General features: G+C 63.6%; 11 protein-coding genes. 2 read left to right on the forward strand and 9 right to left on the reverse strand.

Annotation, left to right across the window (positions count from 1 at the left end; genetic code table 11):
* Positions 1-209 precede the first annotated feature (209 nt).
* From atpE to ACVOMF_RS18930, 3 genes are all read right to left on the reverse strand, one after another.
* The gene (gene atpE / locus ACVOMF_RS18920; RefSeq protein ID WP_054661978.1) at positions 210-512 is read right to left on the reverse strand and encodes a F0F1 ATP synthase subunit C; all 303 of its coding nucleotides are present in this window, start codon (positions 510-512) and stop codon (positions 210-212) included.
* Positions 513-587: 75 nt separating this feature from the next.
* Complete coding sequence (atpB, locus tag ACVOMF_RS18925) at positions 588-1385, reverse strand: F0F1 ATP synthase subunit A (RefSeq protein WP_282273293.1); 798 nt, start codon at positions 1383-1385, stop codon at positions 588-590.
* A gap of 24 nt (positions 1386-1409) precedes the next feature.
* Positions 1410-1775, reverse strand: a complete 366-nt coding sequence (locus ACVOMF_RS18930) for a hypothetical protein (protein WP_211263663.1) — start codon at positions 1773-1775, stop codon at positions 1410-1412.
* Positions 1776-2204: 429 nt separating this feature from the next.
* Here ACVOMF_RS18930 and ACVOMF_RS18935 point away from each other — a divergent pair, with 429 nt between their 5' ends.
* Positions 2205-3029, forward strand: a complete 825-nt coding sequence (locus ACVOMF_RS18935; protein ID WP_481510637.1) for a hypothetical protein — start codon at positions 2205-2207, stop codon at positions 3027-3029.
* Positions 3030-3289: 260 nt separating this feature from the next.
* Here ACVOMF_RS18935 and lpdA read toward each other — a convergent pair whose 3' ends face one another.
* The 4 genes from lpdA to ACVOMF_RS18955 all read right to left on the reverse strand — a co-directional run bounded on the left by lpdA (position 3290) and on the right by ACVOMF_RS18955 (position 8231).
* Positions 3290-5440, reverse strand: a complete 2151-nt coding sequence (gene lpdA, locus ACVOMF_RS18940) for a dihydrolipoyl dehydrogenase (protein ID WP_481510638.1) — start codon at positions 5438-5440, stop codon at positions 3290-3292.
* 17 nt (positions 5441-5457) lie between these two features.
* A complete protein-coding gene (locus ACVOMF_RS18945) occupies positions 5458-6105 on the reverse strand; it encodes a hypothetical protein (protein WP_481510639.1) in 648 nt (215 codons plus the stop codon).
* Between the two features lie 5 nt (positions 6106-6110).
* Entirely contained in the window at positions 6111-7487 is a 1377-nt protein-coding gene (locus ACVOMF_RS18950; RefSeq protein WP_481510640.1) for a dihydrolipoyllysine-residue acetyltransferase, read from the reverse strand.
* Between the two features lie 180 nt (positions 7488-7667).
* On the reverse strand, positions 7668-8231 hold the full coding sequence (locus ACVOMF_RS18955; protein WP_481510641.1) for a DNA-deoxyinosine glycosylase: 564 nt from the start codon (positions 8229-8231) through the stop codon (positions 7668-7670).
* 200 nt (positions 8232-8431) lie between these two features.
* On the opposite strand from ACVOMF_RS18955, the gene ACVOMF_RS18960 reads away from it, so the two are divergent.
* Positions 8432-9070 carry an OmpW/AlkL family protein gene (locus ACVOMF_RS18960; protein WP_481510642.1) on the forward strand — a complete coding sequence of 213 codons (639 nt, stop codon included), beginning with the start codon at positions 8432-8434 and terminating at the stop codon, positions 9068-9070.
* Positions 9071-9231: 161 nt separating this feature from the next.
* Here ACVOMF_RS18960 and ACVOMF_RS18965 read toward each other — a convergent pair whose 3' ends face one another.
* Together ACVOMF_RS18965 and ACVOMF_RS18970 are read right to left on the reverse strand one after the other, a co-directional pair.
* Positions 9232-9993, reverse strand: coding sequence for a YiiX/YebB-like N1pC/P60 family cysteine hydrolase (locus tag ACVOMF_RS18965; protein ID WP_481510643.1), 762 nt, complete (start codon positions 9991-9993; stop codon positions 9232-9234).
* Between the two features lie 67 nt (positions 9994-10060).
* Entirely contained in the window at positions 10061-10624 is a 564-nt protein-coding gene (locus tag ACVOMF_RS18970) for a CcdC protein domain-containing protein (protein WP_481510644.1), read from the reverse strand.
* Positions 10625-10796: the final 172 nt, after the last annotated feature.

The following is a 10796-nucleotide window of genomic DNA, read 5'->3' on the forward strand; positions in this document are numbered from 1 at the left end:
CGCAGGCAGTCGTTGCCAGAATGCCTGTGGACGTTGCGCGTTTGCGCTGCGCTTGCGGTCATCCATGACGTTCCTCCAAGAGTCAGAGGCTGATTGTGGCTGCTGCGCCGGGGGGGGGGGGGGGGGGGGGCCGCGGGGGGGGGGGCCAACCCTACCCTAAACCCCATGGGGGGGCCCCCCCGCCACCCGACCGTCTCACTGCAGCTGGATCAGCCTGCCAGCTTGGCGGCTTCGGCCAGCAGGGCAGCAGCCAGCGGGTTTGCGAAGGCCAGCAGCAGGCCAACGGCGACCGAGATGATGAACGCGGCGTCGATCAGGCCGGCGGTGATGAACATGCGGACCTGCAGGACCGGGATCAGTTCCGGCTGGCGAGCGGCCGACTCCAGGAACTTACCAGCCATGATGGCCAGACCGAGGCCAGCGCCCAGTGCGGCCAGGCCGATCATGATGCCGACGGCAAGGGCGGTGGAGCTCTGAACTTGGGCGAGGTTGGTCAGGACGGCGAAGTACATGGTTATCTCCAGGAACTTTAAGTAGCTAAGGGTGATGAAACGGATGAAGGTTGAAACTGGGTGAAGCTTGTAACTTTAGTGACTGTCTTCCGACAGGCTCAAGTACACGATGGTCAACATCATGAAGATGAAGGCCTGCAGCGGGATCACCAGCAGGTGGAACAGCATCCAGCCAAAGCCGAACACGCCACCGGCAACGGCACCGAACACGCCGGCACCGCCCAGCACCCAGATCAGCAGGAAAACGATTTCGCCGCCGAACATGTTGCCGAACAGTCGCATCGCCAGGGAGATCGGCTTGCTCAGCCACTCGACGATGTTGAGGATCAGGTTGAACGGCATCATCCACTTGCCGAACGGAGCCGTCAGGAATTCCTTGACGAAGCCGCCGATGCCCTTGGACTTCAGCGCGAAGAAGATCATCAGGATGAACACGCTGATCGACATGCCCAGGGTGGCATTGACGTCGGCGGTCGGCACCGGCTTCCAGTAGTGGATGCCTGCCAGCTCCAGCGGCTTGGCGATGAAATCGGCCGGGATCATCTTGATGAGGTTCATCAACAGGATCCAGAAGAAGATGGTGATCGCGATGGGCGTGATCAGCTTGCTCTTGCCGTGGTAGGTGTCCTTGGCCTGGCGGTCAACGAACTCCAGGCAGATTTCAACGAACGCCTGCCACTTGCCCGGCACACCGGCCGTGGCTTTGCGGGTTGCCATCCAGAAGGCGAACACCATCAGCAGGCCCATCAGGACCGCGGTGACGATGGTATCGACGTGGATCATCCAGAAACCACCGCCCTCACCGACCGGAGCGGTCAGATTCTGCAGGTGATGCTGGATGTACGTGGTAGGAGTTAGAGCCTCGCCCGCCATGTGTCCGGAACCTTTATGAGTGAATCAACGTCTGGCCAGAGCCAGAACCTGGAACATCAGCGCCACTGGAATTGCCGCCAGCAGAGCCAAAGGAGGAAGTCGCCACCAGAAAAAAGCCATTCCCAGCACGGCAACAATCAGCACAATCTTCAGCACGAACCCCAGGAACAGGCGGACCATTGCTGAACCAGCGGCCTGAACGCCGCCACCGAGCCCTACCCACGCGGCCAGCGCCGTCCCTGCCACCACCGCCAGGCCCGATACAAGGGCGCCCAGCGCATGCTTTGGCCCCACGAAGAGGAAGGCCAGAGCCAGGACCACCACTGCGACCAGCGGGTAGACCGCGGCGCGCAACATCAGTCGCCGACCCGCGTCAACGGAGTTCAGCACGTCAAAGTGTCCTGCTTCAGGTAAAGGGAAGAGCCGAATCGCGCAAAGGCGTCTCGTCGAGCCGCGAAAGTATAACAGCGGGACAATTTGCGAGACAACCGGCATTTGTCCCCATTTGACTATGCAAGTGGCCGCAGTATCACGTTTTTTCCCCGGATGCGCGGCCGTCGGGCCGCCGCACGGGACAATAAATATTGCGCCGCAACACGGGAACTTCCCCCAACTCCCCCGGTCACACCTTCGTAGTCAGCCACCCGCTACCTCGTCGGGCGGGTGCGCGGACTCGGGTGAGGTGGTGTCGCACGCCCTCGGCGGCACCACCTCACCGCAATTGATCCGCGTCTACACATTGCCTGCACGCTGCGCTCACTGTTCTCTACATCGAATCGGCGATGGTCAGTTGCCCCAAAGCAACAAGCAGGCAATGTCATGCGCAATCCCCGCTTCATTCTCGCACTTGCTCCGTGCGCACTCACACTCGCTCTGGTCCACGCGCAAGCCGCGCACGCCGCTGAAGGCGATCCGCGCTTCACCCTGCGGCTGGGCGCGATGAACATCGACACCGACAACACCATCCGCGGCAGCACCACTGTTGCCGGCCAGGACGTGGATCTGTCGGAGGACTTCAGCCTGGGCGGCAAGGAATGGGAGCCACGCATCGACGGCCTGTTCCGCATCAGCGACCGCCAGCGCTTGATCTTCGATTACTTCAAGTACGACAAGGACCGGCGCGAGACGCTGGATGAAGGCATCAGCTGGGGTGACACCACGGTACCCGCAGGCAGCTTCGTGAAGGGCGAACTGAAGTACCAGGTGGCAACGCTGGTTTACGACTACTCGGTGGTCGATGGTGAGCGCTTCGATTTCGGCCTGCAGCTCGGCGCCGAGTACGCCAAGATCAGTGCCGACGCTTATGCCGATGTAGGCGACGTCTATCAGGGCCGCTTCCTCAACGAGAAAGCCGATGGCATCGCGCCGGTAGTTGGCGCGCGCCTGACCTTCACGCCCTCGGAGAACTGGCTGATCAACCTGCAGGGCCAGTACCTCAACACACGCTGGGGCAACTTCGATGACTACGAAGGCGACCTGAGCCGCGCCAATGCCATCGTGCAGTACAACTTCAACAAGAACTTCGGCATCTTCGCCGGCTACGACTGGTTCAAGCTGGATGTTGACCAGAAAGGCAGCGACGGTGTCATCGGCCTTAAACAGGAATTCAAGGGCCCGGTTGCAGGTGTGAGTTTGTCGTTCTGACGCGCCACCTGTAGTGGGGGGGGGGGGGGGGGGGGGGGGGGGGGGGGGGGGGGGGGGGGGGGGGGCGGGGGGGGCGGGGCGGCGGGTGGGTGGGTTTCTTTTGGCCTTCCCCCCCCCCCCTGGTCTTCGCCCCCGTTTGCGGTTTTTGGGGGCCTTCTTCGCGCCGTTCAGGGCCCCCCCACTACAAATGAAGCATCGCTGCGCTCTACATATCGCGCACAAATGAAAAGGGCCGCTTAGCGGCCCTTTTCAATCTTCAATTACTTTTTCTTCGGGATATACAGATCGGTGATGGTGCCGTCGTAGATCTCCGAGGCCATCGCCACCGACTCGCTCAGGGTCGGATGCGCGTGGATGGTGTGGCCAATGTCTTCGGCCTCCGCACCCATTTCGATGGCCAGGCCAATTTCGGCCAGCAACTCACCGGCATGCACGCCGACGATGGCACCACCGATCACGCGGTGGGTTTCTTCGTCGAAGATCAGCTTGGTGAAACCTTCGGTGCGACCAATACCAATCGCGCGACCGCTGGCCGCCCACGGGAACTTGGCCACGCCCACCTTCAATCCCTTGGCCTTGGCCTCGGTCTCGGTGACGCCGACCCATGCGATTTCCGGGTTGGTGTAGGCCACCGACGGAATCACCCGCGCCACCCATTCCTTCTTCTCGCCGAATGCGACTTCAGCCGCCAGCTTGCCTTCGTGCGTGGCCTTGTGCGCCAGCATCGGGTTACCGACGATGTCGCCGATGGCGAAGATGTGCGGCACGTTGGTGCGCATCTGCCGATCAACCGGGATGAAGCCGCGATCGGTGACTTCGACACCAGCCTTGTCGGCATCGATCTTCTTGCCATTGGCCGAGCGGCCGACGGCAACCAGCACGCGATCAAAGGTGCCGCTTTCCATCGCCGGCTTCTCGCCTTCGGTGGCGGCGTCGAAGGTCACGGTGATGCCCTTGGCATCGGCGCTGACGCCGGACGCCTTGGTCTTCAGATGGACTTCGATGCCCTGCTTCTTCAGGCGATCGGCCAGCGGCTTGACCAGGTCCTTGTCGGCGCCCGGCATCAGCTGGTCCATGAACTCGACCACGGTCACCTTGGAACCCAGGGCGCTGTACACAGTGGCCATTTCCAGACCGATGATGCCGCCACCCACAACCAGCAGCGAACCCGGCACTTCGGCCAGTTCCAGTGCATCGGTGGAGTCCATCACGCGCTTGTCGTCCCACGGGAAGTTCGGCAGCTTCACCGCCTGCGAACCGGCGGCGATGATGCACTGCTCGAAGCGCAGCAGCTGGGTCTTGCCGTCGTCGCCGACGATTTCCAGCTCATTGGCCGAGATGAACTTGGCCAGGCCATGCACGGTGCGGATCTTGCGCTGCTTGGCCATGCCGGCCAGGCCCTTGGTCAGCTGACCGACGACCTTTTCCTTGTAGCCGCGCAGCTTGTCCAGGCTGATCTTCGGCGCACCGTATTCGATGCCCAGCTCGTCGGCATGCGCAGCGTGGTCGATGATTTCAGCGGCGTGCAGCAGCGCCTTGGACGGGATGCAGCCGACGTTGAGGCAGACGCCGCCGAGGCTGGCATAACGCTCGATCAACACGGTATCCATGCCCAGATCGGCAGCGCGGAAGGCAGCGGTATAGCCGCCCGGGCCTGCGCCCAGCACCACGATGCGACACTCGATGTCGGCGGTGCGGCCGCTGGACGGCAGCGCCTTGGCGGCGACCGCCGGGTCCGGCGCGCGGTGCGACGGGGTCACCGGCGGCTTGCTGCCCGGGGCCGCCTTGGCGGCAGCAGGTGCGGCGCCGGCAGCGCCTTCCAGTACCACCACCACATCGCCGACCGACAGTTTGTCGTCCAGCTTGACCTTGATTTCCTTGACCACTCCATCGGCCGAGGACGGCACTTCCAGCGTGGCCTTGTCCGATTCCAGCGTGACCAGGCCCTGGTCCTTCTTCACCGTGTCGCCGACGGCGACCAGTATCTCGATCACCGGTACGTTCTGGTAATCACCGATGTCCGGCACCTTGACTTCGATCGGGCCGGATGCAGCTGGCGCAGCAGCGGCAACCGGCGCGCTGACGGCTGCCGGAGCGGCGACAGCGGCGGGCTGTGCAGCCGGCGCAGGTGCGGCGGCAGGTGCCGGAGCTGCGGCCGGGGCAGCGCCCTCGCCTTCAGCTTCCAGGATCACCACCACATCGCCCTCGGACAGTTTGTCGTCGAGCTTGACCTTGATTTCCTTGACCACACCCGCGGCCGAGGAAGGCACTTCCAGCGTGGCCTTGTCCGACTCCAGCGTGACCAGACCCTGGTCCTTCTTCACCGTGTCGCCCACGGCCACCAGAATCTCGATCACCGGCACGTCGTTGTAGTCGCCAATGTCCGGAACCTTGATTTCAATCGTCGCCATTGTTTTCTCCTGTGGGCTCAGCCGGCGTCGCCGACGAACCGGTCATGCATATTGTCGAGCGCGCGTGCGATATCGGCGTAGCGCTTCTCGTATTTTTTGTCTTTGCTATGGGCCAGCTCGATCAGCAGCGCCGCCTGTTCCTGCAGCGCTTCAAGCTGGCCGCAAGCCGGCCGCTGACCGCTGTAACGTTCGCCGTTGACGGTGAAGGACAGCACCTCGCCATCGGTAACCGGCGCACGCGCTGCCACTTCAGGCGAAGCCAAGGCCTTGCCCCAGACCTCGACCAGACGTTGTGCCAGTGCATCCGGCAACGGCGCCTGGGCGAACTCGGGCTCCTGGTCCAGCAGCAGGTTGACGCCGCCGCGACCAGCCGCCGTGCTCCAGTTGTAGATGCGCTTGTCAGCCATACCGGCCAGCACCATCCACTGCCCGTTGGCGGCATCGCGGCGCAGTAACACCTGCGATTCCACCCCGCGTGGCGGCAGCACCAGCAGCGACAGGCCGTCTTCGGCCTGGCCGCCCAGCAGACTGGTCGCCGCCTGGCCGTAGTTGCCCACCGCCGGCGGCCAACCCTCACCGACCACCGGCAGACACTGGCTGGCGGCCAGTGCCGGGCCCACCAGGGCAGCCAGCACCAGCGTCAGCAGGGCGCGTCGCGGCGCCACTGGCATCACAGCAGCACGCGCCGCATGTCGGCCAGCACCTGCGACAGGTAGGTGGTGAAACGGGCCGCCAGGGCGCCGTCGATGACGCGGTGGTCGTAGCTCAGCGACAGCGGCAGCATCAGCTTCGGCGCGAATTCCTTGCCGTTCCAGACCGGCTGGATGGACGACTTGGAGACGCCAAGGATGGCCACTTCCGGCGCATTCACGATCGGGGTGAAGGCGGTGCCGCCAATGCCACCCAGCGAGCTGATCGAGAAGCAGCCGCCGCTCATGTCGGCCGGGCCGAGCTTGCCGTCACGCGCCTTCTTGGCCAGTTCGCCGGTTTCCTGGGCGATCTGCACCACGCCCTTCTTGTCGACGTCACGGATCACCGGCACGACCAGGCCGTTCGGCGTATCAGCGGCAAAGCCGATGTTGAAGTACTTCTTCAGGGTCAGGTTCTCGCCGCTGGCGTCCAGCGAAGCGTTGAACTCGGGGAACTGCTTGAGCGCGGCAGCGCTGGCCTTGATCAGGAAGGCGAGCATGGTCAGCTTGATGCCGGCCTTCTCGTTCTCCTTGTTCAGGGCCACGCGCAGGCCTTCCAGATCGGTGATGTCAGCCTGCTCGAACTGGGTGACGTGCGGGATCATCGCCCAGTTGCGGGCCAGGTTGGCGCCGGAGATCTTCTTGATGCGCGACAGCTGCACCACTTCGGTCTCGCCGAACTTGCTGAAGTCGACCTTCGGCCACGGCAGCAGGTTCAGGCCGCCGCCGGCAGCCGCCGGGGCGCCAGCGCTGGCAGCAACGCCACCGGACAGCGCGCCCTTGACGAACTTCTGCACGTCGCCCTTGGTGATGCGGCCGCCCTTCTCCGTACCCTTGACCTGCTGCAGGTCCACGCCCAGTTCACGGGCGAACACGCGCACGGCCGGGCTGGCATACGGCACATTGGCCGGCAGCACGCCTTCGGCATTGAACTGCACCGGCGGGGTGGCCGGCTTGCTGGTAGTAACCGAGTCTTCCTGCGCGATCTCGCGCTGGGCCAGCTTGTCGGCGACCGGTGCAACCGCCACCGGCTCGACCTTGGCGCCGGTCTCGGCGGTGGCTTCGACCTTGGCCGGGGCTGCCGGAGCGGCAGCGGCAGCCGGCTTGGCAGGCTCTTCGCTGACTTCGATCAGGGCCACAACCTTGCCCTCGGACAGGCCGTCGCCAACCTTGACCTTCAGTTCCTTGACCACACCGGCGTAGGCCGACGGTACTTCCATCGTCGCCTTGTCCGATTCCAGCGTGACCAGACCCTGGTCCTTCTTGACCGTATCGCCAACCGCAACCAGCACTTCGATCACCGGAATGTCGCTGTAGTCACCGATATCGGGGACAAGTGCTTCCTTGATTTCGGCCATGAACTACTCCAGCAACAAATGAGGGAATCCCCTATTGTGGCGTTAGCGGGCCGCAGCGCCAACCGCTACAAGCGAATTCGCCTGCGTATGTCCCCGGACAAGGGCACGCCACGCGTGCCGTGACGGCCGGAATCTCGGCTCAACCCCCTGCTTTGTGACATGTCGGCTGTCTTGCCTGTCCTAGCCGGTCAAACCGTTGGTTGCAGGCGATACCACCCCATTCGGCGCATTCAACCACGGCTGCAGCGCCTGCCACTGCCCAGTCAGGCGTTGCAGCGACCACGCTGCATTGGCCGGACTGGTCGATGGCAGGGCCAGCACCGGCAGCGCAGCCGCCAAAGGCGGCAAAGCCGGTGCAATCCATCGTTGGAACGCAGTGTGTGCTGCAGCGCCGTTACAGGCGATGCCACGCAGCTGTGGCAGATCGGCCAGCAGTTCCGCAATGCGATTGGGTACTTCGCTACCACGGACGATGGCCGTATCCAGACTGCCGGTGCGCTGGCATTGCCCGATCACATCCCACAAGCCGACACCGGCCTGCTGCAGGCAGTGCATTCGTTGTGCATAGGCAAGCTGCGCATCGAAGCCACACAGTGCCGCCATCAACGGCCAGAAGCGATTGCGTGGATGCGCGTAGTAACGCGATTCATGTAGCGATATCGCGCCCGGCATCGAGCCCAATACCAATACACGACACGCTGCAGTCACCTGCGCGGGCAAGCCCTGCAATACATCAGCACTCATCACATGCTCCACAACATCGTGAACGGAATTTTTCTGCGGATCATCGTACCCATGGGATCTCTCCGCTTTTCGCTGAACGCAATGGCACTGAAAATTCCCTGCGTTTAGAGCGATTCATCTTGCCATCGTTAGGGTGTCCTCGCCCCGCAACGAGGGCCTTGATAACAACGTAGTCCCGATCGCAACACGAGGAGTTACTCATGCGTTCCATCAAAATTCTCAGCCTTGCCACCCTGGGCGCACTTGCGCTGTCTTCCACCGCCTTCGCGCAGGACGGCAATGGCGATACCGCCTCCGGCAAGCATTTTGCCGTGGTTGGTGGCATCAGCCTGCTGCAGCCGAAGAACGATCCGATCGACGGCATTGGCAAGGTCGATGGCGGCCCGGCACCGACGATCAGCGCCAGCTATTACTTCAACGACAACTTCGCCGTTGAGCTGTGGGGCGCCGCTGACAAGTTCGATCACCGCGTGCGCACCGATGGTGGCGCCAAGGTCGGCAGCGTCGAGCAGCAGCCGCTTGCACTGAGCGCGCAGTACCACTTCGGCCAGGCGGACAACGTGTTCCGTCCGTTCGTCGGCCTTGGTTACTACGAGTCGAACTTCAGCAACGAGAAGATCGACGGCCTGAGCAGCACCGGCAACCATGTTGGCGTGGATACCGCCAAGGGCGCGATCGGCACCGTCGGCGTTGACATGAACATCAACTCGACCTGGTTTGCCCGCGCCGATGCGCGCTACATGCACGCACGTCCTGACCTGCGCGTCGCCGGCCAGAACGCTGGCGAGCTGAAGCTGGATCCGTGGACCGTTGGCTTCGGCTTGGGTGCACGCTTCTAAGCGACAACGTTCCTGGCAACACCGTTGTAGATTCAATGCAGTGCTTGTAAATGAAACACGGGCCGTTCGCGGCCCGTGTTTTTTTTTCGGAACGTCGCTGATCAATGCCAAGGCAGAAGAGCTACCCCTCCCCTGCCCCTCCCGGCCAAGGGAGGGGGTGATCATGGGCTGCCGTCATCACTCCACTGCAGCGCCAGGTAATCGAAGTTGTGCTGCAGGCGCGGCTTGACCACGTCGAAGAACGGCGACACATCGAAATCGCGCGGCGTGTACAGGCTGTAATTGCGGATATGCAGGATCTCCTGCGACTGCTCCGCTCCCCCCACCTGCGCCAGCACCGTCTCGATCTCCGGCAGGATCGGGTAGCGGATCGACTCGAAGGCCTGCGCCAGCAAGGTCGAACAGATCGCCTTGGTTGGCTCGCCACTGCCCAATGCAATCAGGCGACGGCGCATATGTCCTGGTACTGGCGGCTGCCGGATCAGGAATCGCGCCAGATCGAAGACATTCTTCAAGTCGTAGCTATAGCCCAAGCGTGCGCGCATGAAGCCAACCAATTGATCCACCACCGCCGGTGATAGCCCCTGCGGACGGCAGATACGGGTGTGCTGGTTGGCGAATTCGGTCAACGGAATGCGGCGCACACCCTGCTCCACATCGACATCGATCAGCATCGGCTGCGCTTTGCCGCCTTCGAGCAGCGGTTCCTCGCCGATGTACAGCGCCGCATGCGACCAGGTGGACTGGCTCAGGTATTTGATGGCGGTGGAGAAGCGGCTATTGCCCTCCACCAGCAGCACATCGCCACGACGCAAGGTGCGCAACAGCATTGCGGGGTCGCTGGTCGACGGCCGCATCTGGTTGGCGCGTGGCTGCGCCAGGAAGTGCGCCAAGCGGCGCCCGAAGAACTGCAGCACACCCATCAAGCGTCTCCGTATCTGCTTGCATCAGACTAGCCGGGACAGCCTCCGCCTGCCATCGGATACAGGCTCAGCGCGGACTACGATCAAACTGCCGATAGCGTTGATGGTGACGAACCCGGCGCCGCAGCAACCAGGCGTACATGCCTGCATAACCGAGCAGCAGCGCCGCCATCGCCAGCAAGCCGGCATGGCTGAGCCAGCCCGAGTCCGGCCACGGCACGCCGTTCACCGACGCCTGCCAGCCCTGCACCACACCGGCGACCACACGCACGACGATCATCGCGGTCAACGCCAGCACCAGCCAGGTATTGGGCTTGTAATGCAGCGCCTCTGGACCGGCCTCGAAGCGGGTCAGGTAGTGGCCAAGTACACCGACCAGCAGGCCGGTCAGCCAACCAAGTGCGGCGTAGGACCAGGCGCCAGCCCACCAGAAGCCAGCGATGGCGACGAACACCGCGAACAGACCGGTGGACACCAGCGTTGCCCAGTAGTTGAAGCTGATCAGCCAGGGTCGCGCCTGCCGACGCGCGCCACCACTGCGCACGCGCTGCCACAGTGACAGCGGCATCAGCAGCAGCATGATCGCAACGAATACCAGTATCGCCAGCGGCACAGCGAGGAGCACAGGCATGGGGATTGATCCGGGGATATTGGCCCAGAGATTACGCCATGCCAGATACCGGTAGTGGGGGGGGGGGGGGGGGGGGGGGGGGGGGGGGGGGGGGGGCGGGCGGGGCGGGGGCGGGGTGGGGGGGGGGGGCGGGGGGGCGGGGGGGGAGCGGGGAGCTGCGGAGGCGCCTGCG

The sequence above is a fragment of the Stenotrophomonas sp. STEN022 genome, assembly GCF_056760155.1.

Coding starts and splice junctions, on each gene's coding strand:
- ACVOMF_RS18935 (WP_481510637.1), top strand. CDS start 2,205: ATGCGCAATCCCCGCTTCATTCTCGCACTTGCTCCGTGCGCACTCACA.
- ACVOMF_RS18970 (WP_481510644.1), bottom strand. CDS start 10,624: ATGCCTGTGCTCCTCGCTGTGCCGCTGGCGATACTGGTATTCGTTGCG.
- ACVOMF_RS18955 (WP_481510641.1), bottom strand. CDS start 8,231: ATGAGTGCTGATGTATTGCAGGGCTTGCCCGCGCAGGTGACTGCAGCG.
- ACVOMF_RS18965 (WP_481510643.1), bottom strand. CDS start 9,993: ATGGGTGTGCTGCAGTTCTTCGGGCGCCGCTTGGCGCACTTCCTGGCG.
- ACVOMF_RS18950 (WP_481510640.1), bottom strand. CDS start 7,487: ATGGCCGAAATCAAGGAAGCACTTGTCCCCGATATCGGTGACTACAGC.
- lpdA (WP_481510638.1), bottom strand. CDS start 5,440: ATGGCGACGATTGAAATCAAGGTTCCGGACATTGGCGACTACAACGAC.
- atpE (WP_054661978.1), bottom strand. CDS start 512: ATGTACTTCGCCGTCCTGACCAACCTCGCCCAAGTTCAGAGCTCCACC.
- atpB (WP_282273293.1), bottom strand. CDS start 1,385: ATGGCGGGCGAGGCTCTAACTCCTACCACGTACATCCAGCATCACCTG.
- ACVOMF_RS18960 (WP_481510642.1), top strand. CDS start 8,432: ATGCGTTCCATCAAAATTCTCAGCCTTGCCACCCTGGGCGCACTTGCG.